General features: G+C 40.6%; 23 protein-coding genes. 9 read left to right on the plus strand and 14 right to left on the minus strand.

The window, feature by feature from the left end:
* The first annotated feature begins 17 nt into the window (after positions 1–17).
* Positions 18–1,157 carry an N-acetyl-alpha-D-glucosaminyl L-malate synthase BshA gene (gene bshA, locus BM207_RS16440; protein ID WP_090996882.1) on the plus strand — a complete coding sequence of 380 codons (1,140 nt, stop codon included), beginning with the start codon at positions 18–20 and terminating at the stop codon, positions 1,155–1,157.
* A 6-nt stretch (positions 1,158–1,163) separates the two neighbouring features.
* Here the strand turns inward: bshA and BM207_RS16445 are convergent, their stop codons facing one another.
* Both BM207_RS16445 and BM207_RS16450 read right to left on the minus strand, forming a co-directional pair.
* Positions 1,164–2,267 (minus strand): lactonase family protein, encoded by a 1,104-nt coding sequence (locus tag BM207_RS16445; RefSeq protein WP_090996885.1) that lies wholly within the window; start codon positions 2,265–2,267, stop codon positions 1,164–1,166.
* A 32-nt stretch (positions 2,268–2,299) separates the two neighbouring features.
* Complete coding sequence (locus BM207_RS16450) at positions 2,300–3,619, minus strand: pseudouridine synthase (protein ID WP_090996889.1); 1,320 nt, start codon at positions 3,617–3,619, stop codon at positions 2,300–2,302.
* Between the two features lie 196 nt (positions 3,620–3,815).
* Here BM207_RS16450 and BM207_RS16455 point away from each other — a divergent pair, with 196 nt between their 5' ends.
* Both BM207_RS16455 and BM207_RS16460 read left to right on the plus strand, forming a co-directional pair.
* Positions 3,816–4,592 carry a lytic transglycosylase domain-containing protein gene (locus BM207_RS16455; RefSeq protein WP_090996892.1) on the plus strand — a complete coding sequence of 259 codons (777 nt, stop codon included), beginning with the start codon at positions 3,816–3,818 and terminating at the stop codon, positions 4,590–4,592.
* A gap of 64 nt (positions 4,593–4,656) precedes the next feature.
* Positions 4,657–5,709, plus strand: a complete 1,053-nt coding sequence (locus tag BM207_RS16460; protein WP_090996895.1) for a ferredoxin--NADP reductase — start codon at positions 4,657–4,659, stop codon at positions 5,707–5,709.
* Between the two features lie 17 nt (positions 5,710–5,726).
* Here BM207_RS16460 and BM207_RS16465 read toward each other — a convergent pair whose 3' ends face one another.
* Positions 5,727–6,605, minus strand: a complete 879-nt coding sequence (locus tag BM207_RS16465; RefSeq protein WP_090996898.1) for a pirin family protein — start codon at positions 6,603–6,605, stop codon at positions 5,727–5,729.
* An 83-nt stretch (positions 6,606–6,688) separates the two neighbouring features.
* On the opposite strand from BM207_RS16465, the gene BM207_RS16470 reads away from it, so the two are divergent.
* Positions 6,689–8,215: a SulP family inorganic anion transporter gene (locus BM207_RS16470; protein WP_090997081.1), complete on the plus strand. Its 1,527-nt coding sequence runs from the start codon at positions 6,689–6,691 to the stop codon at positions 8,213–8,215.
* Here BM207_RS16470 and fabV read toward each other — a convergent pair.
* On the minus strand, positions 8,205–9,404 hold the full coding sequence (gene fabV, locus BM207_RS16475; protein WP_090996901.1) for an enoyl-ACP reductase FabV: 1,200 nt from the start codon (positions 9,402–9,404) through the stop codon (positions 8,205–8,207). The genes BM207_RS16470 and fabV overlap by 11 nt on opposite strands.
* 179 nt (positions 9,405–9,583) lie before the next feature.
* On the opposite strand from fabV, the gene uvrA reads away from it, so the two are divergent.
* The gene (gene uvrA, locus BM207_RS16480; RefSeq protein WP_090996904.1) at positions 9,584–12,427 is read left to right on the plus strand and encodes an excinuclease ABC subunit UvrA; all 2,844 of its coding nucleotides are present in this window, start codon (positions 9,584–9,586) and stop codon (positions 12,425–12,427) included.
* 9 nt (positions 12,428–12,436) lie between these two features.
* Here the strand turns inward: uvrA and BM207_RS16485 are convergent, their stop codons facing one another.
* Genes BM207_RS16485 through BM207_RS16495 form a run of 3 tightly spaced genes read right to left on the minus strand, consistent with a single transcriptional unit; the run spans position 12,437 to position 15,319 of the window.
* Positions 12,437–13,489, minus strand: a complete 1,053-nt coding sequence (locus tag BM207_RS16485; RefSeq protein ID WP_090996906.1) for a type III polyketide synthase — start codon at positions 13,487–13,489, stop codon at positions 12,437–12,439.
* Positions 13,486–14,196 carry a methyltransferase domain-containing protein gene (locus BM207_RS16490; RefSeq protein WP_245768147.1) on the minus strand — a complete coding sequence of 237 codons (711 nt, stop codon included), beginning with the start codon at positions 14,194–14,196 and terminating at the stop codon, positions 13,486–13,488. Before BM207_RS16490 ends, BM207_RS16485 begins: the two co-directional genes overlap by 4 nt.
* Positions 14,171–15,319 (minus strand): NAD(P)/FAD-dependent oxidoreductase, encoded by a 1,149-nt coding sequence (locus BM207_RS16495; protein WP_090996909.1) that lies wholly within the window; start codon positions 15,317–15,319, stop codon positions 14,171–14,173. The genes BM207_RS16490 and BM207_RS16495 overlap by 26 nt, the downstream gene beginning before the upstream one ends.
* 39 nt (positions 15,320–15,358) lie before the next feature.
* Here BM207_RS16495 and BM207_RS16500 point away from each other — a divergent pair, with 39 nt between their 5' ends.
* Positions 15,359–16,840, plus strand: coding sequence for an NAD(P)H-hydrate dehydratase (locus tag BM207_RS16500; protein WP_245768148.1), 1,482 nt, complete (start codon positions 15,359–15,361; stop codon positions 16,838–16,840).
* On the opposite strand, the gene BM207_RS16505 is transcribed toward BM207_RS16500, so the two are convergent.
* Genes BM207_RS16505 through lipA form a run of 3 tightly spaced genes read right to left on the minus strand, consistent with a single transcriptional unit; the run spans position 16,837 to position 19,119 of the window.
* Positions 16,837–17,640 carry an anti-sigma factor gene (locus tag BM207_RS16505; protein ID WP_090996912.1) on the minus strand — a complete coding sequence of 268 codons (804 nt, stop codon included), beginning with the start codon at positions 17,638–17,640 and terminating at the stop codon, positions 16,837–16,839. The genes BM207_RS16500 and BM207_RS16505 overlap by 4 nt on opposite strands.
* A 1-nt stretch (position 17,641) precedes the next feature.
* Entirely contained in the window at positions 17,642–18,193 is a 552-nt protein-coding gene (locus BM207_RS16510) for an RNA polymerase sigma factor (protein WP_090996915.1), read from the minus strand.
* A gap of 44 nt (positions 18,194–18,237) precedes the next feature.
* Positions 18,238–19,119: a lipoyl synthase gene (gene lipA / locus BM207_RS16515; RefSeq protein WP_090996918.1), complete on the minus strand. Its 882-nt coding sequence runs from the start codon at positions 19,117–19,119 to the stop codon at positions 18,238–18,240.
* A 70-nt stretch (positions 19,120–19,189) separates the two neighbouring features.
* Here lipA and BM207_RS16520 point away from each other — a divergent pair, with 70 nt between their 5' ends.
* A complete protein-coding gene (locus tag BM207_RS16520; RefSeq protein WP_090996921.1) occupies positions 19,190–19,597 on the plus strand; it encodes an OsmC family protein in 408 nt (135 codons plus the stop codon).
* Between the two features lie 119 nt (positions 19,598–19,716).
* On the opposite strand, the gene ytxJ is transcribed toward BM207_RS16520, so the two are convergent.
* From ytxJ to BM207_RS16535, 4 genes are all read right to left on the minus strand, one after another.
* On the minus strand, positions 19,717–20,049 hold the full coding sequence (gene ytxJ / locus BM207_RS16525; protein ID WP_090996924.1) for a bacillithiol system redox-active protein YtxJ: 333 nt from the start codon (positions 20,047–20,049) through the stop codon (positions 19,717–19,719).
* 1 nt (position 20,050) lies between these two features.
* On the minus strand, positions 20,051–20,173 hold the full coding sequence (locus BM207_RS19385) for a hypothetical protein (protein ID WP_262497213.1): 123 nt from the start codon (positions 20,171–20,173) through the stop codon (positions 20,051–20,053).
* A gap of 63 nt (positions 20,174–20,236) precedes the next feature.
* Positions 20,237–20,728, minus strand: a complete 492-nt coding sequence (ribH, locus tag BM207_RS16530) for a 6,7-dimethyl-8-ribityllumazine synthase (RefSeq protein ID WP_090996927.1) — start codon at positions 20,726–20,728, stop codon at positions 20,237–20,239.
* Between the two features lie 88 nt (positions 20,729–20,816).
* Positions 20,817–21,482 carry a tetratricopeptide repeat protein gene (locus tag BM207_RS16535; protein ID WP_090996930.1) on the minus strand — a complete coding sequence of 222 codons (666 nt, stop codon included), beginning with the start codon at positions 21,480–21,482 and terminating at the stop codon, positions 20,817–20,819.
* Between the two features lie 109 nt (positions 21,483–21,591).
* Between BM207_RS16535 and recF the strand changes: the two genes are divergently transcribed.
* Positions 21,592–22,695, plus strand: coding sequence for a DNA replication/repair protein RecF (gene recF / locus BM207_RS16540; protein WP_090996933.1), 1,104 nt, complete (start codon positions 21,592–21,594; stop codon positions 22,693–22,695).
* The gene (locus BM207_RS16545; protein ID WP_090996937.1) at positions 22,688–22,978 is read left to right on the plus strand and encodes a DciA family protein; all 291 of its coding nucleotides are present in this window, start codon (positions 22,688–22,690) and stop codon (positions 22,976–22,978) included. Before recF ends, BM207_RS16545 begins: the two co-directional genes overlap by 8 nt.
* Positions 22,979–22,983 lie beyond the last annotated feature (5 nt).

Raw genomic sequence — 22,983 nt, forward strand, 5'->3', positions numbered from 1 at the left:
AAGACATATACGTATTAATGAAAATAGGAATTGTTTGTTACCCTACATTTGGCGGAAGTGGCGTAGTCGCTACAGAATTAGGTAAAGCCTTGGCCAATGCGGGCCATCAGGTTCATTTTATCACTTATAGCCAGCCTGCGCGACTTGATTTTTTTTCAGCAAATTTATTTTACCATGAGGTTTCGGTAAGGGATTACCCCTTGTTCGATTATGCTCCTTATGAATCGGCTTTAGCCAGTAAACTGGTAGATGTTGTCCGTTTTGAAAAATTGGATATATTACATGTGCATTATGCGATACCCCATGCGTCTGCAGCTTTTATGGCGAAGCAAATTTTAGCAACCTTTGGTATCAATATTCCTTTTGTGACTACGTTGCATGGTACAGATATTACCCTTGTAGGGAAAGATGCAACTTATAAACCAGTTGTGACGTTCTCGATTAACCAAAGCGACGGTGTAACAACGGTTTCTGAAGATTTAAAAGAAGATACTTACAGTCATTTTGATATCAAAAAAAATATTAAGGTTATCCCTAATTTCATAGACTTTAATAGGTTTAGCTTACAACCTAAAGACCATTTTAAGAAAGCGATAGCGCCCAACAATGAACGGATTTTAATCCATACCTCTAACTTTAGAAAAGTAAAACGCACGGAAGATGTGATTAAGATGTTTCAAAAAGTGCAGGCAAAACTACCATCAAAGTTATTAATGGTGGGCGACGGTCCGGAGCGTACTGCCAATGAACAACTGTGTCGCGAACTTAATATTTGCGAAAATGTACGGTTTTTAGGGAAACAAGATGCGGTTGAGGAAATTTTATCGGTTTCCGATTTGTTTATTATGCCCTCCGAATCGGAGAGTTTCGGTTTAGCCGCCTTAGAGGCTATGGCCTGTAAAGTGCCTGTTATCACTTCTAACGCAGGGGGATTGCCCGAATTAAATATCGACGATTATTGCGGGTATATGTGTAATGTTGGCGATGTTGATGACATGGCGAACAAAGCGATTACCATTTTAAGTAACGAAGATACCTTGCGCTATTTTAAAGAAAACGCCTTAAAGAGAGCACAGGACTTCGATCTTAAAAAGATATTGCCCATGTATATAGACCTTTATACAGAGGTTTTAGCCCAGTCGGTAGCAGTGAGCTAAAAAACTTTAAATTTTACTGAAGATTAAACAAACCGGCGCACCAACCTGTATTCTTTTTCCGCTGTCGGTTAATTTTCCTGTTGTTTTATCACGGTTAAAAATAACCACGTCATTGGTATACTGATGTGCCACTAATAAAAAGTCGCCACTTGGATCTATGCTGAAATTTCTGGGCCCTTTTCCTAGCGTGCTTACAATTTCTACGAGCTTTAGCGTTCCGCCCGACTGGATTTTAAACACACTTAGCGTATTTGCTTCTCCTCTATTACTTTGATATAGGAATTTACCATCTTCCGATACATGAATGTCTGCAGCATCAATTTTTCCAGAAAAATCTTTCGGGGTAGTTTCAATTTCTTGTATTTTTTGCAAATTGGCGTTTGAATAACGATAAGCTGTTATTTTTCCATTAAATTCATGGGTAAGGTAAGCAAATTTGCCATTCGGACTAAAAGTTAAGTGCCTGGGGCCGCTGCCAGGATTGGTTTTAGTAACACTTTTACGAATTAACGTTCCGGGATGATTAGTTTCAGTCGCATAAACGTAAATTTGATCTTCTCCTAAATCTGTAACAATATATTTTTTATCAGGGGTTAGTTGTATCTGGTGTACATGAGAACTTAACTGGCGCTTCGGATCAATACTTTTCCCCGTATGTTGTATCACTTGTTTGGTGTCTAAAAACTTTCCGTCTTTGCCAGTGCTAAGAGCAGTAATACTTCCTCCCGAATAATTTGCTGTTAAAACTTTTTTGCCATTCGTGATAATGTAGCAAGGATCGGCCCCTTCAGGTGATTTTCTGTCTAAAAATTCAAGCGTCCCACTTTTAGAGTCGAAGCTGAATGCGCTTACTCCGCTTTCTTTTCCATTCTCATTTACACTGTACAGAAATTTATTGTCACTACTAAGGGCTAAGTAACTTGGGTTCACCACGTTTTTAGCAATGCTTTTTAATTTCGTATCGGCATTTGAGCTATTAAAATCATACACATATATCCCTTCACTCGTACCTTTATTGGTGTAGGTTCCAATGAGGAGGTTGTATTTTTGAGCTTTAGCGTGATTCGCTAGCAGAAAAATTGAAAATAGCAGTAAGACGTTCTTTTGCATAATGTTGATTTTAACGCAAAGTTTAAATTAGCTTATTTTATCAGATGCTTAATCTGGATAAGCTCATGTTCTTCTAAAAAGCGCCATCTACCACGCGGTAAATCCTTTTTGGTTAAATTGCCATACACAACGCGGTCTAACTTCACTACATCATATCCTAAATGTTCGAAGATACGACGTACAATACGGTTTTTTCCACTATGTATTTGGATGCCTACTTCTTTCTTGCTTGCTCCGGCAACATAGGATACGTTATCTGGTTTAATCAAGCCATCTTCAAGCTCTAAACCGAACTGAATTTTATTGAAGTCACCCTGACTTAAATTTTTGCTTAACTCCACGTGGTAAATTTTTGTAATACCATTTTTTGGATGGGATAATTTATCAGCAAGATCTCCGTCATTAGTCATTAAAATCAGTCCAGTAGTATTTCTGTCTAAACGACCCACCGGATAAATACGTTCCCTGCTTGCTTTTTCAACCAATTGCATCACCGTTTTACGTTCTTGTGGATCGTCTGTAGTGGTAATGTAATCTTTAGGTTTATTTAATAAAACGTACACTTTCTTTTCACGTTTTAGTAGCTCGCCATTGTAGCGTACTTCATCTTTATAGGGATCAACTTTGTGACCTAACTCTGTTACTGGGATATTGTTTACAGAAACAACGCCTGCCTCAATGAGTTCATCAGCCTTACGGCGAGAGCAAATTCCTGAATTGGCAATATAACGGTTCAAACGAATCAGTCCGTCATCTTTAGGCTCGGCCGTTTTTCTTGCTCTAGTTGTTGGGGCAACTCTTTCACCACGATCATCTTTGCGTTTAAAGTCGCCATCTTCACGTTTTCTATACGGGCGGCTATCTGTGCTTCTTGATGAACCTCCCTTTTTGTCTGCGAATTTAGATTTGTCGCCGTCTGTTATATAATTGTCTTTTTTAACGTAGCTCCGTTTACCTTCCTTAGCTTCATCTCTCGAACTTCCTTCTTTGTAGGCTTTAGGCTTGTAAGTTGAGCTTCCAGAGTCTTTCTTTTCCCAAGGTTTAAAACCACCTTTACCTTCGCTTTTTGGCTTGTATGAGTTTGATGCGCCACTGAAATCTTTTCCGGCTGATGGCCTTGCTGAATATGGCTTTGAATCGCCGTCTCTTGAAGTTCTTGGTTTATATGCTGGCTTATCGCCTGAGGCTAAAGGTTTGCGTTTATCTCTATCCTCTTTGTCGGAATTGCTTTTTCCGTCCTTTTCACTGTATCTTCCCTTGGGTTTATCGGTGCCAGCAGGTCTTCTGCTTTTGCTTCCTTCGCCCGCTTTGGACTTGTCATCGCGACTGTTCCTGTTGTTATTTCTTATCATGATATGCCTTTAACCACATAATTTATGCGGGTACAAACTTACGAAAAAAATGATGTTATTTCAATTAATTAAAAACGCCGTTTAAATAACCTTAAGCAGTGATTTTGAGGCTTATTTTTGTAACTATTTGATAATTAGATTAATATATTGTACCTTTGTCGTCAATTTATAATTGTTCACCAAAAAAAGGAGGAAGATGATAAAGAAACACCTCATTCCATCGACGGTAATCATAGCATTATTAGTGATGGCAAAAGTGTTTGCTTACACACTACCAGAAAATGAAAAAACACCACTAAAGAATAACAATCTCACCACCATAATAGAAGAACCTGAAGAGCCAGAATTTACAATAGCTCAGTTAGCATTTGCCGATGAAAACCTGCCTTTGGGCGATGATAAAGTAATTGGTAAAATGAAGAAAGTTTTGGCGTCTTTTGGCTACCAAAGTTTACAAACCAACCGCTTACATCGTAAGGCAGCAGAATGGTTTCCGGTAATCGAACCTATTTTAGCATCTTATGGCATTCCCAATGACTTTAAGTACATGCCCCTTGTCGAGTCCGGCTTGCAAAGCGGAACCTCACCGAAGGGAGCATCCGGGTTTTGGCAATTTATGCCAGGAACTGCACGTATGTATGGCCTAAAGGTAAATAGCCAAATTGATGAGCGTAACAATCTGCGTAAATCTACCATTGCAGCATGCAAGTACATTAAAGAGCTATACGGCATCTTTAACAGCTGGACATTGGTTGCGGCGGCGTATAATGTTGGTGATGTGCACATGAAGAAGCAGATCAATAAGCAAAATCAAGACAATTATTTCAAAATGAAGTTAAATCGGGAAACAGGTGGATATGTTTACAAGTTAATTTCAATGAAAGAAATTCTTGAAAACCCTGTTCGAAATGGCTACTCGAGTCAGAAGGCATTAATTGCCTATACAGAAAGCCCGTCGAGCACAATAGAATAACTTAAGGCTTACGAAGTTTGCTAACTTTGTAAGCCCTGTTGTTGATTTTGCTTATTTTTGCAATATGTCCTTGCAAAAACTCCGCGTAATTTCAGTAAGTAAACAACCTACAGAGGTGATCAAGATTTGTTTTGAAACACTTAATGGTGAATCCTTACACTATCAAGCGGGACAGTTTTTAACGCTAGTATTCGATGTTCATCAAAAGCAATTGCGAAGATCCTATTCTTTTTGCAGTTCACCTGCGGTTGATGAGCCCATCGCTATTGCAGTAAAGCTGGTTGAGAATGGAGAAATATCCAGGTTTATCCACCATCAGCTAAGCGCTGGAGATGTTGTTCAAATTGCCGAGCCTAACGGGCAATTTGTGTACGAACCCAAACTCAAAACACCAAGAACGATCTTTTTATTTGCAGCTGGAGTAGGTGTTACCCCTTTATTTTCTATTTTAAAGACGGCATTGCTTAAAGAACCCACTGCTAAGCTTGTGCTGGTTTACAGTAGTAGGAGTGCAGATCAAACACTGTTTGCGGCCGACATTCAAAGGTGGCAGCTTTTGCACCCTGCCCGCCTTACCGTAGTCCACCTATATAGTAATAGCAAGAATTTATTTCGTGCAAGGCTAAATGGTATCTTAATTAATCAGCTGGTGAAGGAGAATATGGAGTTTGATCCAAACGATTCCCTGTTTTACATTTGCGGACCGGTTGATTATATGGATGTTTGCCGTATTACTTTATTAAGTGCAGGGTTTAAATCCGATCAGCTTAAACGTGAAACTTTTGTGTTGCCGGAAGACGAAGTGGATGAAGACGATAGCACGGAGAAGGTAGTAGATAAAAATACCTACTCAATCGTTTTGCATTTCAACGGAAAAGAACATCGTTTGTTGGTGCCTTATCCTAAAAGAATTTTAGAGGTTGCTTTAGAAAACAATATAAATTTGCCTTATAGTTGTAGTGGTGGGGTGTGTAGTACCTGCATTGCTAATTGCATACAGGGTGGGGTACGGATGGATTATAACGAGGTATTAACAGACGATGAAATTGCTCGTGGCAGAGTATTGGTGTGCACGGGGCATCCCACCGAGAATGAAACAATTATTTCTTGGGAATAATGCGGGGCGCTTGTAGTTTACAACCTTTGCGCTGGTAGGGGAACAAATTCAGTTTCGCCCGGAACTGGTGCAAAATCCTGTGCTACCCAACGTTTCTTTGCAGCTTCGATCAGGCTCTTATCACTCGCCACAAAATTCCAATATATAAAGCGCTCCTCTGGAAACGGTTCGCCGCCAAAAATATAAATGGTCGTGTTTTCTTGCATCGTAAATTCGCACAAGGAGCTATCATTTGCTACTAAAAGTTGTTTCGGACCAAAGCTATTTTCTTCGCTAGTGATACTGCCCTCTAAAATGTAGATCCCGCTTTCTCCAAAAAGTTCCGTGCCTATTTTAAGCGTGCTGCGTTCTTTACTTTTTAACTCTATGAGGTATAGGGGGCTATAAACCGGAATGGGCGATTGACGGCCGAAGGCAGTGCCAGCAATCAGTTTATAATGAACGCCCTCATTTTCCCAAGTGGGAAGCTCATCCGCATCAGCATGATAAAACTCAGGCTCCATTTGTTCTAAATGTTTAGGTAGCGCTACCCAGATTTGTAAGCCATGTAGCATTTTATCGCTGTGGCGGAGGTATGCAGGAGTTCGTTCTGAGTGGGCGATGCCTTTTCCGGCAGTCATCCAATTTACCTGGCCGGGTTTAATTTCGATGGCAGTGCCAAGGCCGTCCTTATGCATAATGCTCCCTTCGAACAAATAGGTAAGCGTAGATAAACCAATATGTGGATGCGGAGGTATGTCTATGTTTTGATGATCGTTCATTGCTGCGGGGCCCATGTGGTCGATGAAGGAGAAAGGGCCAACCATTCTTTTTTCCCTGAACGGGAGTAACCTGCCAACTAGGAAGTTCCCAATGTTGGTTGGGCGTTCTTCAATGATGAGTTTAATGTTCGACATCTGATTTTTTTTTAAAGATAATAATTTGCCTAGGAAATATCTTTATCGCACTATTTTCTTTATTTGTACATTTGCAATTGATGATGAAAAGCTATTTAAACCTATTCGATTTTACGCAACGTGTAGATTATAAAAAAGAAGTGCTTGCTGGTTTAACGGTGGCGATGACGATGATTCCAGAGTCGCTTTCATTTGCTATTCTTGCTGGTTTTCCGCCGTTAACAGGTTTATATGCTGCATTTATAATGGGTTTGGTTACTGCTGTTTTTGGAGGCAGGCCAGGTTTGATTTCTGGTGGGGCAGGGGCAACGGTTATTGTGCTTATTGCGCTCATGAAATCCAATGGTTTAGACTACGTATTTGCCGCAGTTGCGCTGGCAGGCGTTATTCAGATTCTGGTGGGTATTTTTAAGTTCGGAAAGTTTATTCGTTTGGTGCCGCAACCTGTTATGTTCGGGTTTGTAAATGGATTAGCCATCATCATTTTTATGTCGCAGATCAATCAGTTTAAAGTGCAGGGTACAGACACCTGGTTAGCTGGCTCAGCTTTATACATCATGTTAGGTTTGGTTGCCTTAACCATTGCAATCGTAATTGGATTTCCGAAAATTACCAAGGCAGTACCGGCATCTTTAGTGGCTATAGTGGTAGTTTTTGGTTTAGTAGCAGGTTTCGGGATCCATACAAAAACTGTGAGTGATATTGCCTCGGTAGCGGGCGGCTTTCCTCCTTTTAACATTCCCAATATTCCTGTCAATTTCGAAACGCTCAAGATTATTTTTCCTTATGCGCTCATTATGGCCAGTGTAGGGTTAACAGAGGGGCTGCTGACTTTAAATTTGGTAGATGAAATTACGGCGACAAAAGGGAATGGAAACAGAGAATGTATTGCGCAGGGGAGTGCGAACATTTTAAACGGCTTTTTCTTTGGCATGGGCGGCTGTCCGATGATTGCGCAAACATTGGTTAACCTCTCTTCGGGTTCAAGGGCTCGTTTATCTGGCATTGTTGCCTCGATAACTATTTTATTGATTGTTTTATTTGGGGCACCTGTTATAGGGCAACTTCCCATGGCCGCACTGGTTGGGGTAATGATTATGGTGGCGGTAGGTACTTTTGAATGGGCAAGTTTTAAGGTGATCAACAAAATGCCCAGGCACGACATTTTTGTAGGCGTTTTGGTGGCTGTAATCACTGTTTTATTGCATAATCTGGCATTAGCCGTTTTAATTGGCGTCATTATTTCCGCATTGGTATTTGCGTGGGAAAGCGCTAAACGCATTCGGGCAAAAAAATACGTCGACGAAAATGGAGTGAAGCATTATGAGATTTTTGGTCCGCTATTTTTTGGTTCAGCAGCCACGTTTGCCGAGAAATTTGATGTGTTGAATGACCCTGAGCAGGTTATAATCGATTTTAAAGAAAGTAGGATAAATGATATGAGCGCAATTGATGCGGTAAACAAAATTACGGAACGCTATGCAACTGTGCATAAAACAGTTCGGCTACGTCATTTAAGCGGCGATTGTAGGACGCTCTTGCAAAATGCAAGTGGGATTATCGAGGTCAATATCATCGAAGATCCCACTTACAAAGTAGCTAATCGTTAGCAACTAAACCTGGTATTTCTACCATTTCATTTGCGTCTGCCTGGTAATCAACTCCTGCTACATCAAAGCCAAAAAGATTTAAGAAGTCCTTTTTATAGCCGGTCAAATCTCCTGCAGCTGGTAAATTTTCGGTCGTCGATTCTTTCCACAAGGTAACGATCCGAGCCTGCACATCATCGCGCATTTCCCAGTCGTCTATTCTAATACGCCCTTTCTCATCTACCGGAACCGCATCACCGGTGTACAATCTATCCTTGAATAGGCGCTGAATTTGTTCGATACAACCTTCATGAATGCCTTCTTCCTTCATTATTTTGTATAATAAAGATATATAGAGGGGAATGACAGGGATTGCTGAACTTGCCTGGGTTACCAATGCTTTGTTAACAGAAACATATGCTTTTCCGTTTACATCAGCCAATTTATCGGAAATTGTAAAAGCTGTTGCTTCTAAATGATCTTTAGCTCTGCCAATGGTACCTTTCCTATAAACTGCTTCTGTTACAGCAGGACCTATATAAGAATAAGCAACCGTAGTAAAGCCATCAGCTAACAAATTTTCTGCTTTTAGCGCATCAATCCACATTTCCCAATCTTCTCCGCCCATAACGGCTACGGTGTTTTCAATTTCTTCTTCGTTGGCCTGCTCTATGCTTACTTCCGATACGATGCCTGTGTGGAAGTCGACCGTTTTATTGCTGAAATTTTGGCCGATAGGTTTTAAGGTTGAGCGATGCAGCACCCCCGTATTTGGGTTTGTTCTAACCGGAGAGGCTAAGCTATAAATCACCAGGTCAATTTGCCCCAGATCAGCCTTAATTAACTCCATTGTTTGTGCTTTTATTTCGTTAGAAAATGCATCTCCATTAATGCTTTTTGCGTATAATCCTGCTTTGATAGCTTCGGTTTCGAAGGCTGCAGTGTTATACCATCCTGGCGAAGCGGTTTTGCCTTCTTTAGGTGGTTTTTCAAAATAGACGCCTATTGTAGCAGCACCTGATCCGAAGGCACTTGTAATTCTGGAAGCTAATCCGAAGCCGGTAGAAGATCCGATAACCAATACTTTTTTTGGACCATTGATTGGTCCTTTAGATTTAATATAATTAATTTGATTGATAATGTTTTGCTCACAACCTTTAGGATGTGCCGTTAAACATATAAATCCTCGCATTCTAGGTTCAATAATCATAATTCTAAGCTAATAACTCCAATAATAACGCGATTTTATATTCTAAGCGTTTTGTTTGTCAAAACTATTCTTAATTTCTCTCCATTCCAAATATTTCGTGGTTTTGTTGGCGCTTTGACAAAGTGGTAGAATTTCTGTATTTTTGCAGGCTGTTTTTTAATGCAGTTACCTATAAATTTATGAGCAAAAAGAATATAGACCTAGGCGAGCAAAAAGATGTGGAAGTGTATGGTGCTAGGGTGCATAATCTTAAAAATATCGACGTTAGTTTTCCCCGAAATCAGCTGGTAGTGATTACCGGTTTAAGTGGAAGCGGAAAATCATCCCTGGCTTTTGATACGATTTATGCAGAGGGGCAGCGGCGCTATATGGAAACTTTTAGCGCTTATTCCCGTCAGTTTATGGGCGGAATGGAACGCCCCGATGTGGATAAAGTTTCGGGCCTTAGTCCGGTTATTGCCATAGAACAAAAAACAACGAGTAAAAACCCGCGTTCAACTGTGGGTACGATTACCGAGATATACGATTTTATGCGTTTGCTCTATGCACGTGTTGCGGATGCTTTCTCTTACAATACCGGTGAGAAGATGGAGCGCATGAGCGAGGATCAAATCTTAAAAAATATCTACAAAAAGTTCGATACCATGCCCGTAAATATTTTAGCGCCCGTTGTAAAAGGGCGTAAGGGACATTACCGGGAGCTTTTTGAACAAATTCGGAAGCAAGGCTATGTAAAGGTTCGCATTGATGGGGAAATTCAAGACCTAACGGCTAAAATGCAAGTAGACCGCTACAAAATACATGATATTGAGATTGTGGTTGATCGTTTGATTATTGACGAAAAGGATCATAAAAGGTTGTTGGATAGTATTCAAACGGCTATGCGATTGGGAAAGGGCGTTATTAAGATTAGCGACAAAGAAAATAACGTAGCGCATTTCAGTAAGTTTTTAATGTGCCCCACTACCGGCATTTCTTATGATGAGCCACAGCCAAATAGCTTTTCTTTTAATTCACCCTACGGTGCATGTGAGCGTTGCGATGGCCTGGGGTACATTTTTGTAGTCGACAAGGAATCGGTAATGCCCAATATGAAGCTGAGCATTTTAAACGGCGGCATAGCGCCACTGGGCGAGTACCGCGATGTTTGGATGTTTCAGGTTTTGAAAGCTCTCGGAAAAAAGTACAACTTTTCACTTTCTACACCATTGGAAAAGTTAGGTGATGAAAACATCGATATTATTTTAAATGGAACACACGAACTATTAAGTGTGGCGGTTGAGTATAATAAGTGGAATGTACAGAATTATCAGGTTACGTTCGACGGGATTATCAAACTCTTGGAAGAGCAACAAGAGAAAAGGGGAGATACCGCTCCTGATGACATGGATACATTTAGAAAGTTGAAAACTTGTCCCGAATGTAGTGGTGCGCGTTTAAAGAAAGAGAGTTTACATTTTAAGGTAGATGGGAAGAATATTTTCCAGTTGGCCGAAATGGATATTAACGGACTAAAAGCATGGTTTGTTGACCTGGAGGAGAGATTAAATGATCGTCAGAATATTATTGCCAAAGAAATTTTGAAAGAGATCAGGGCCAGGATTGGATTTTTAACGGATGTGGGGCTTACCTATTTATCATTAGACAGAACGGCGAGAACACTTTCGGGCGGGGAAGCTCAACGGATTCGACTGGCTACTCAAATTGGTTCGCAGTTGATGAATGTGATGTACATATTGGACGAGCCCAGTATTGGTTTACATCAGCGAGACAATGAGCGACTGATCGGTGCTTTAAAAAACTTGCGCGACTTAGGCAATACCGTTCTTGTGGTAGAGCATGATAAGGATATGATTTTGGAAGCCGATCATGTGATTGACATTGGTCCCGCCGCAGGTGTGCATGGCGGAGAAGTGGTAGCGCAGGGAACGCCTGCAGAAATTTTAAAATCTGGAACGCTTACAGCGGCCTATTTAAATGGCAAAAAAGGAATTGAGGTGCCAAAGAAACGCAGAAAGGGTAATGGACATAAGTTATCGATCATTAAGGCAACGGGGCATAATCTGAAAGATGTTTCTGTGGATTTTCCATTGGGCAAGTTTATTGCCGTAACCGGTGTTTCTGGGAGTGGCAAGTCGAGTTTGATTACCGAAACTTTATATCCGATTTTGAACCATCACTTTTTCAGGGCCAAAAAACATCCATTGCCTTACGAGAAAATTGTGGGATTGAAAGAAATTGATAAGGTGATCGAGATTGATCAGGCGCCTATTGGGCGTACACCTCGCTCAAATCCTTCAACCTATACCGGTGTATTTTCAGACATTCGTAACCTATTTGTATTATTGCCTGAGGCAAAAATTCGTGGTTATAAGCCTGGTCGTTTTTCTTTTAACGTGAAAGGTGGTCGCTGCGAAACTTGTCAGGGTGCCGGAATGAAGGTTATTGAGATGAACTTTTTGCCCGATGTGGCCGTTCCTTGCGAAGAATGTGGGGGCAGACGTTATAATCGTGAAACCTTAGAAGTTCGCTATCGCGGGAAATCCATCAGCGATATATTAGACATGAGCATCGAGGAGGCCTGTGTCTTTTTTGAGCATATGCCTGCCATTTACCGGAAGATCAAAACTTTAAATGATGTAGGTTTAGGCTATATCAGGCTGGGGCAATCTTCTACCACCTTATCTGGGGGTGAAGCTCAGCGGGTTAAGTTGGCGACCGAGCTTTCGAAAAAAGACACCGGCAAAACTTTTTATATTTTAGATGAACCCACCACAGGTTTGCACTTCGAAGATATCAATGTTCTTTTAGGCGTGTTAAATGAGCTCGTTGAAAAGGGAAATACCGTATTGGTGATTGAACATAATTTAGACGTGGTAAAAGTGGCCGATTGGGTGATAGACTTGGGTGAAGAAGGCGGTATTGGAGGTGGAAGGATTATATTTGAAGGCACACCAGAAGGCCTGATCCAAAATCCGATCAGTTTAACGGGCAAGTTCTTGAAAAAAGAAATGGAGGGTTAAATACCCTCTTTACCATTGAATTAACATTCGCTGGGCAGAAAAGCCCGGGCCGAAGCTTAACATCAAACCTGTTTCTCCTGCCTTATGCTGGCCATCTATAAATCTTTCCAGTACATATAATATGGTGGCGCTAGACATGTTGCCGTAGAGTCTTAAAACCTCTTTGGTGTCATCCATATTTTTCCCTAGCACTTTAAATAGCCCTTCCACCAGGTGTACAATCTTTTTCCCTCCGGGGTGAAAGATCAAGTGGTCGATCTCTTTAATGGATAAATTATTTTTAGCTAGAAAGGGATGGATAATCCCTTCGAAATGCTGGGCTATTACCTCAGGTACTGCGGGGTCTAGCACCATCTGTAAGCCGGTGTTACGCAAACTAAAGCCCATCATTTGTGTGTTGTCAAAAAAGTGGTACATTTCTTCGGCGATGATTTTGGGTCCTTCATCGTTTTCATGAGAGCTCATTAATACACAGGCTGTTCCATCTCCAAAAATTGCGGCACTTACAATGTTGGCCATCGAGTAATCGTTAAGCTGGAATGTAGCTGTAGGCGATTCAACTGCTATCACTGCCGCTCGTTTTCCGGGGTTCGACTGTAAGAAATTCTTTGCATAGATCATGCCCGAAACCCCTGCCGCACAGCCCATTTCGGTAACGGGTAACCTTACAATGTCCTGTCTCAGTTTTAGTTCATTAATGAGGTAGGCATCTAGCGAAGGGATCATTATTCCGGTGCAACTCACTGTAATGATATAATCTAAATCCTGCGGCTCCCAATTTGCTTTTGCTAGCGCGGTACTTAAACATTCAGTAGCATATTTAATTCCTTCTTTGATGTAAATGTTGTTTCGCTCTTCAAAGCTCAGGTTACTGAAAACCTCTTCTGGTGCTAAAAAAGAATAGCGTCTATCAACCTCTGCACCCTCCATAATTTTTAAGGCTTTTCTAATAAATCTTTCTTCTTGTCCTTGTAACCAAGCCTCGAAAAATGGAATAATATCAGACGTAGGTCTCGAATATTTTGGTAGTACTTTGGAAACTGTTTTAATGCTTACGCTCATGCTGTTTGAATAATCCACTGGTAACGGAATGCCCATTTCCATTTGATAGAAAAGGACTTTAATTTTAGGGTATGGGAATACCTTCTTAGGTCGTCTTTTTTAAAACCTCTAAGTATGGATATCAGGCCATCTTCTCTCGACATATCATTTAGCTTAAAAGAAAAGCATAGGGCCTTAAATAAGTAGTAGGCTATAGCGCTTCGTTGTAAATCGTTAATTACTATACCAACCTTTGTGAGCGGTAAAATGTTTGCTAAAAGGCTCGTTATTTCTTCATCTTTAAAATGATGCAGTGTTAAGGTGCATAGTACGATATCGTACGCTTCGGTTTGCTTATCAAATATGTCGGCACACTTGTAGCGGATGTTAGGGTAGTTGACCGAAAGCTTTTGCGCATGCTGGATGGTGAAGCTATTAGCATCGATACCGGTGAGCAAAAAATTTAACTTGTGCTTTTTTGCATATTCTGCTAATGTTCTTAACATATCGCCGTTGCCACAGCCAATGTCGACTATGCTGATGCTTGCTTGCGATTGATGCTTTTTAAGTAGTGATTTTACCCCTTCGAGGGTGATTTTATTGCCGCCTAGTAGTTGATTTATTTTGGCAATCTTATCTAAGGCATCTCTTAGTATGTCGCCCTCCATCTCGAAGTTGTCCATTAGCTCGGGCAAGTTACTTCTATGCGTTGTATCTATTCCCATCATTTACAATTGGTTTTCCGTGTGTTTTCTCTATAATTTTATTGAGTAGATAGGGCGATTTTGCCAAGCCGCTAATTAATAAACTGGAGAGCTTTTCTTTTCTTAGCAGGGAAGCTAATAGGCGACCCATTTTTATCCGGGACCTAAATTCGACATTCCAATTTAGGGTGTACAGGTGCTCCAGTTCCTCACGGGAGTTGATTTCTCCAAGTTTAAGCTTTACCAGTAACGTTGAAGCAATTTTTGCACTATGCATCGCCATTGCCATCCCGTTACCACACAGTGGGTGGATAAGTCCGGCCGTATCTCCAATCATCAATATATGATTTTCTACCGCCTTTTTTTCGCCGAAGTATAGCTGACTGATCACCAGCGGTTCATCAAATAAGGGGGTACTTTCTTTAAATACAGCCTCCAGGTGTTTATTTTGGTACAGCACCTTTTCCTCGTAGTTTTGAATATGCTTATACTTTTTGAAAGAGTTATAGTCTGCCAAATAGCAAATATTTATGATGTCGTTTTCGACCTTTGAAACCCCGCAGTATCCGCCTTTGAAGTTATGTACGGCTACCAGTTCATTCGGGAAGTTACCACGGTAATGCCCCTTCACCGCTAAAAATGGCGAAGCTTGCTGAATAAATGACCGGCTTAATTTAATGTCGATGGCTGAGCGCTTACCATAAGCGCCGATGATTTGGTTGGCGCTGATTTCTTTCCCGCTATGCATTGTCACAAAGAACTTATCGTCCTTAAACTCGATATTTGTTACCCGGTCTTTGATGACGGGGACGCATCGTTTAATTAATTGCTTGTAAAGAAAGTGATCTAGCTCAAATCTGCTAATGCCAAAACCACCAAGCGGTAAATTTGTTGCAATACTGGTGTTGGAGCGCGTTGTGAGCTGAAATTGATGAATTGGATTAGGCTTAAGGACTGTGATGTCAAGATTGAGCCAATTTAAGTAAGGTAGCACTTCATTCGAGATGTATTCACCGCAAACCTTGTGTTGAGGAAATTCATTTTTTTCTATCAAGGTTACGCTGAGCCCGACTTGCTGCAAATGAAGTGCCGCAGTTAAGCCCGCTAGTCCGCCTCCAATAATTAAAATATCTAACGCTTCCTTCATAGGGATAGTAAGTTAATCAATTTTATTAACTTAGGTGACATGAAAAAGCTACTCAGTTCGTCTCAGATGCAGGAAGCAGATTCTTACACCATTAAGCGTGAAGCTATTTCGTCGACAGCATTAATGGAACGCGCTGCGGCTGCCTTCGTGGAGGTTTTTAGCGCAGATTTTCCGGATAAAGAAAAGTCTATCGCTATTTTATGCGGACAAGGGAATAACGGAGGTGATGGCTTAGCAATCGCCCGGCTGCTTAACCTTGCCGGCTATCAACACATCTCTGTGTCGTTAATCAATTTCGGAACCAAGCAAAGTGAAGATTACGCCCACAACCTGGCGCTTTTGGAGCAAACTGATGTGGCGATAACCCCGGTTTTACTGCCAGCTGCGCTCAAAGGGTTAACTGCAGACTTAATTATTGACGCCATCCTAGGGTCGGGTTTACATAAGCCCCTAACCGGGAAGTATGCGGAATTAGCAAGTTTGTTAAACGATTTAAATAAACCCATCGTTGCCGTAGATGTGCCTACCGGGTTTCCTGGTGAAGGACCGGTTGACCAGCCTTACCTGGGTATTAAAGCGGAGTTGGCCATCACTTTCCAGCGACCTAAAATTAACTTTTTCTTTCCCGAATCAGCAGTCGCCCTAAATAGCTTTAAGGTGGTTGATATAGGTTTGGACGAAGATTTTATAGCGCGCCAAGAAAGTTATTGGAAGTTGAATGATGCATTGACCGTTAAAAGTAGACAGAATTTTACCCATAAAGGAACTTACGGACATGCCTTAATTGTGGCGGGAAATACAACCACGATGGGTGCTGCGCTGTTGGCTGCCCGGGGCTGTTTGCGCGTTGGCGCAGGATTAACCACTGTTTGCCTGCCACAAAGTGGCTTAATAGCGCTCAATACAAGCTTACCCGAAGTAATGGCTTTACCGAGAAGCGAAAATTTGGATCTCGAAGCTTTTGAAAAGTATACGTCCATTGCCATTGGTCCGGGTTTGGGTACTGCAGCAGCTAGTGAAGAGATTTTAGCGAACCTGCTCAGCTTAAAAAAGCCATTAGTGTTAGATGCAGATGCACTTACCTTGCTGGCCGATAGGCCTGATTTGTTTGCCGCCGTACCCCATCAATCTATGCTCACACCACATTTAAAAGAATTCGACCGTTTATTTGGCGATCATCAAAACTGGTGGGCCAGGGTAGAAACCGCAAAAAAACAAGCTTTCGAGAGGCAGTTGATCATCGTACTTAAAAATCAGTATACCTTTATTTGTTTGCCAGACGGCGAGATTTACATTAACCAAACTGGTAATCCTGGCATGGCCTCAGGAGGCATGGGTGATGTATTAACCGGGACGATAACTGGTTTGCTAGCACAGTCTTATACAGCAGCGGATGCAGCGAGGTTAGCGGTTTATATCCACGGCAAGGCAGGGGATGAATTAGCCAAGAACAGTTTTGCGATAAGCGCTTCGCAGCTTGCTGATGAAATACCGAAAGTGATGAAGGGCTTAACGGGTTAGATAGCTCCCATTACTACCATTTTTTCCATGGTAGGGTTTACGCTTCCACCAACTGGTTCAATGGTTACTGCAAAGGCTTGCGCTTTTTCAATGGCATCCATTTGTTTCACAGCATCTTTTGCACGTTCACTATCGCCAAAAATGCCCAGGCTAACAGGTTTGCCATCTACCAATGCCCACAACTGATATTCATGAGCTTGATCGGTTTTAGGCAGGTCCATTGCAGCATAATTGATCAGGATATTTTTATTTACTTTGTTCCAATATACCAGCATTTCGGCTTTCGGAGAGGTTTTAACGCCAGCAAGCTTAACTGTTGTCCACTCGTCTGTTTTGGTCATGGCTATTCTGTTCTCCATGCCCGCATTCTGAAATTCCAGTTGTGAAACCGTTTGCGCAAATTTCTCTTTATCACTGTTTAGGGCGGTGATTTGGAAATTGGCATCTTTCAGTTCTTTATGAGCCGAAAATAAAGCCCCTATGCTAATGGCTAATAAAATACTGCAAGCAACTAGTGCATAGCGCAATTTCCTTACTTTTCCATCATTATTATCATACAATGGAACAATTTTGGGTTCAGCTATTTTAGCAAAGATTTGGTCTTCTATATTGGCAGAGGGTTCAACCGCATTTTGTAAGGCATAAGTTTCCATCGCAAGCTCAATGGCTAAAATCTCTGCTTTTACCTCAGGATGTTTTTGAGCCATTGCTGCTACTTCGCTACATTCTTCGGCAGATAATTGCCCTAGAACGTAAAGTTCAAGTATGCCAGATTCAATATATGCTTTTACTTCTTCCACTTCAATTAAAATTTTTCCTTAACTCTAAAATTGCCATACGAATACGAGTTTTTACTGTACCTAGAGGTAAATTTAATTCTTCTGCTGCCTCAACGTGTGTGTACCCTTTAAAATAAATCATATCTAACACATTTTTAAACTCTGGTTTCAGCTTCGTTACCAACTCTTTCAAACCTAAAGTATCTGCATTAAAAGTAACCCTTTTTTGCTCGTCAATGAAATCTACGTTATTTTCTATGTCTTGGTTTTTAGCAGCGTTTTTAAAGTCTTTGGATCTTAATTTGTCGATTGATAAATTTCGTGCTACATTCATCATCCAAGTAAATAAACGGCCTTTTGAGCTATCATAACTGGATGCAGAGTTCCATATTTTCACAAAAGTTTCCTGCAATAAATCTTCTGCAATTTCGGTATGAATAACTATTCTCGAAATAACCCCAAGCAATGCTCCCGAATACATATCATACAACGCTTTCATAGCGATGGTGTCTTGCCTTTTTAGTGCGTTGACCAGTTCTTCTTCGGATAGAGATATTTTTTTTGTTGGTGCCAATGATGCTAATATACAATCAAATTGCGATAAAAGAAATTTTACTGTTAGAATTCAAACAAATGTTTTTCGGCATGGTAAGAAGAACGCACGAGCGGTCCACTTTCTACATATCTCAAACCCTTTGCTAAGCCTATTTCTTTGTATTTGGCAAATTGATCGGGGTGGATCCAATCTACCACTGGGTGGTGATTTTTAGTGGGCTGTAAATATTGACCCAACGTTAGGATATGCACTCCATTTGCCACTAAGTCGTCCATCGCTTCCAAAACGTCGTCTTCAGTTTCGCCTAAGCCCAGCATAATACCAGTTTTTGTTCTCAGTCCGAATTCAGAAATTCTTTTGAGCGCTTCTAAACTTCTATCATATTTAGCCTGGATCCGTACTTGTTTGGTCAGGCGCTTTACGGTTTCCACGTTGTGCGACATTACTTCAGGGCGTTCTGCTAATACTCTGTATAAATTATCCCACTGACCTTTAAAATCTGGCACCAAGGTTTCCAGGGTTGTTTCGGGGCTTTCCCTTCTAATTGCCTGGAGTGTTTCGGCCCAAATAATCGAGCCCCCATCTTTTAAATCGTCCCGATCTACCGAAGTAATTACGCAATGTTTTACTTTCATCAGTTTAACCGAGTTTGCTACCCGATTAGGCTCGTCTAAATCAACTGCCAATGGTCTTCCAGTTGCAACGGCGCAAAATGAGCAGGAGCGTGTACAAATGTTTCCCAATATCATGAAGGTTGCGGTTCCCGCTCCCCAGCATTCTCCCATATTAGGGCAGTTCCCACTTTCACATATCGTGTGTAATTTATGCGTATCAACGAGGCTCCGCACTTGTGCATATTCTTTCCCTACAGGTAATTTAACCCGTAACCAATCTGGTTTGCGAGGTTTTTCTGTAACGGCTGCAACTACAGGAAGTTCAATCATATTGCAAAGTTAATACTTAAATATTGGGATGATGTAAATTTAGTGCTATTTTTATCCAAAATATTACAGCATGGCTACTTCAAAAATAACCTATACAGGCGAACTCAGGACTTCGTCGGTTCATTTAAAATCTGGTATAGAAATTATTACCGATGCTCCGGTAGATAATCAAGGTAAGGGGGAAGCTTTCTCGCCTACAGATTTATTGGCTACCTCTTTGGGTAATTGCATGTTAACCATAGTGGGCATTGCTGCCAGAACCCATGGCTTTAGTATTGATGGAACGACGGCCGAGATTACAAAAGTGATGGGCGAGAACCCTCGCAGGGTTACTGAAATTATTGTGAACCTTCAATTTCCTGGCAATAGTTATAGCGATAAGGATAAAGAGATTATAGAGCGTGCTGCAAAAACTTGTCCGGTTGCCTTTAGCTTACATCCTGATATTAAGCAAGAAATTACCTTTAACTACCAGTAGACACATCAGCTTTGTAAGGGATGTATTTCGGACTTTGATCAGAGGGTTGGTCTAACAAACTCTAACCATACTCTGAGCAAAGTCTAACAATAGTCTAAGCTTTTATCCGGGAGCACGGGTTAATTCCTTACCAGTTCAGCAACTTCTTCTGCAGAAATATCGCCATGTGAGAGATCGAGGATACATTCTCCGTTTTTGATAAGTAACAGTTGCGGAGATTCGTGGTGCACCTGAAACACTTCCGCAACCTCTGCCGATATATTTCTATAACTGATTAAATCTAAAAAGTAGAGGTCAATCTCTTTCGGAAGAACATCTTCATCCATTTCGAACCGCCTTTTAGCCATCGAACTGATGGAGCAACGTGTGCTGTGTTTAAAAATCAGGCTATACTTCTCGTTTTTTTTTATCGTATTTAATTGATCAGAATCAATTAAGTTAATCCACTGCATATTATCCTCTTTTCTTTTTTCCTTCTGGATAGGTACTATAGGCTGGGCATAAACGTGATGAGCATGATTCTAATACAACGATTGCACAAAAGGCAACTAATAAGAGTATGGCTATCTTTTTCATCTGCGTATAGTTTAATGCTTTATTATTCTAAAGTACTAATTTTTATGAATAACACCTAACTCGTTAAATTGTTGTGGCAAAGTCGGCCATTTTTATCGCAGTTATTGCGGCTTCATCACCTTTGTTGCCATGTTTGCCTCCGGCTCTATCTAACGCCTGTTGTTCATCATTGGTGGTAAGCACTCCGAAAATAACCGGTTTGCTATGTTTGATGCCTACATTCGTAATGCCATTTGCAACCGCATCACAAATAAAGTCAAAATGTTTCGTGTCGCCTTGTATTACACAGCCTAAACAAATTACGGCATCAAGGTCTGGTTGCCGATTTAAAAATATCTCGGCTGCGGCGGTAAGTTCAAAACTTCCTGGTACTGCCACTGAGTAAATGTTGTTTTCCTGTACACCATGTTTTAAAAGTGTTTTTAATGCGCCATCATATAACGCACCAGTAATTTTTGCGTTCCATTCTGCAACTACGATTGCAATTTTAAAAGCACTACCATTTGGAATGGTCGTATGAGAAAAGTCGGACAGGTTTTTTAAATGTGAAGCCATGGGACAAAGATAGCGGTATAATTTGAATCCTACATAATGCAAAAAGAGTCCCGATATGTCGAGACTCTTTCCTATAATAATTTAACTCTTATTTTACTTGAACTTGCACGCGAGCGATATATTCATCGATCATGGCAGCTTCCTGACTTTCTGGGAATTGAGTTTTAATTTTTGTGTAAGCGTCTTCGGCTCCTTTAAAATCCTTAAGATTTTCATTTACTAAACCTAGTTTTTTAAGGAACATTGGTGAAGTAAACTTATTGCTCGCCTTATCGGCAGCTTTTTGATAGTAGGTTGCAGCTTGTTTATAATCTTTTAACTCGCTATAGGCATCACCCAATAAACCTAAAGCTAATGGATCGGCTACCGGACTACCTGTTGCGGTGTATTTGCCCAAAGCCTCAGTTGCTTTTTTATATTCACCTTTACGTAAATAAATACCACCTAAATATAAATTAGCAAGATTTGCAGATTTAGTGTTGTCATATTCTTCAGCAATTTTTGCCAGGCCAGGATAACCACCTTCTCCGTCGATCGCTTTATTAGCTAAAGAATCGATACCTACATATTGTTCTGCTTTAAACATTTTAGCAGCAGCTTCTTCAGCACGGCCAGGTAAGTAAGATGCGAAATAATAAAGGGCAATTGCGCCTAAGGCAACAACTGCTGCAGCAATAAAAAGCAAGCTTTTGCCATTCTCTTCAACGAAAGAATTTTTTTTCACTGATTGTGACGTTTTATCTGTTGTAGACATGTGTTCTAAAAATTGAGTTGCAAAAATACGTTTTTCAACGAAAGTAACAACTGCTTTTCGTAACTATTTAATAAAGAGGTCTCATTTTGTTTATCTTTGTAGGTAAACTATGTGGTTAAAAAACATTACCCTTTTAAATTTCAAGAATTATGCGTCCGCAGAACTTAACTTCGCAGAAACAGTTAATGCTTTTGTAGGAAACAATGGTGCGGGTAAAACCAATTTATTAGATGCGATTCATTATCTGTGTTTATGTAAAGGATACTTTAATCCGATAGATAGCCATCAAATTAAAAGTGATGAAGATCTCTTTTTGATTCAGGGAGATTTTGATCGGGAAGAGAAGAATGAAAAGATTTCCTGCGGGTTAAAACGAAATCAGAAAAAGCAATTTAAAAGAAATAAGAAGGATTATGACAAGCTAGCCGATCATATCGGACTTTTTCCGCTAGTAATGATTTCTCCATACGATGTAAACATTATGATGGACGGGAGTGAAGAACGGCGCCGATTTATTGATAATGTAATTTCGCAAACGGATGCTTATTATCTGGATGAGCTGATTACCTATAATAAGCACTTATTGAACCGAAATGCACTTTTAAAGCAAGTGGCTTTAACTAGGAAGCTGGATGTTTCTTTACTGGAGATTTTAGATGCGCAGCTTATTAATTCGGGGAATAAGATTTTTGAGAAAAGAAAGCAATTTATGCTCGACTTTATTCCGCTCTTTAATAAACATTATAGTTTTATAAGTGACGATGCCGAAAATGTTGCATTAACTTATCAGTCTCAATTAAATGAGGAGCCGTTTGACGAGCTTCTTAGTAAGACGATAGAAAAGGACCGGGTTTTAGAAAGAACCACCACGGGCATACATAAGGATGATCTGCTTTTTACACTGGCCAACTCGCCCTTAAAAAGGTATGGCTCACAAGGGCAGCAGAAATCATTTCTAATTGCACTAAAGCTGGCGCAATATGTTTATCTGCAAAAGCATAAAGGTTTTAAACCAATCTTGCTGCTCGACGATATTTTTGATAAATTAGACGACTTGAGAGTTCGCAAGCTAATGGAAATGGTATCGCATCATGATTTTGGACAAATTTTTATTACGGATACCGGAAAAGAAAGAGTGCTTTCTGTTTTTAACACCATTAAAGTTGCAGTAACTTTGTTTGAAGTAGAAAGCGGGGTGGTAAAACATGCGTAAGCCAAATGATATCCTTTTAAAAGACGCTATCACCAAAATGTTAGCAGTATACCGGCTGCGCGGTAAGTATGATGAAACAGGCGTAGTAGCTTTTTGGCCAGAATTAATGGGTACTGCCATAGCCAATCGGACAACGCAAATTTACGTGAGCCAAAAGAAACTATTTGTCCGTATAGAATCCTCTGTAATTAAAAACGAACTTTTAATGGTGCGCACAGGTATTATTCAGAAATTGAATGAAAGAGCCGGCTCGGAAGTAATTACGGAAATTGTTTTTTTGTAAGCAGC

It is taken from the genome of Pedobacter insulae, assembly GCF_900113525.1.
Lineage (GTDB): Bacteria > Bacteroidota > Bacteroidia > Sphingobacteriales > Sphingobacteriaceae > Pedobacter > Pedobacter insulae.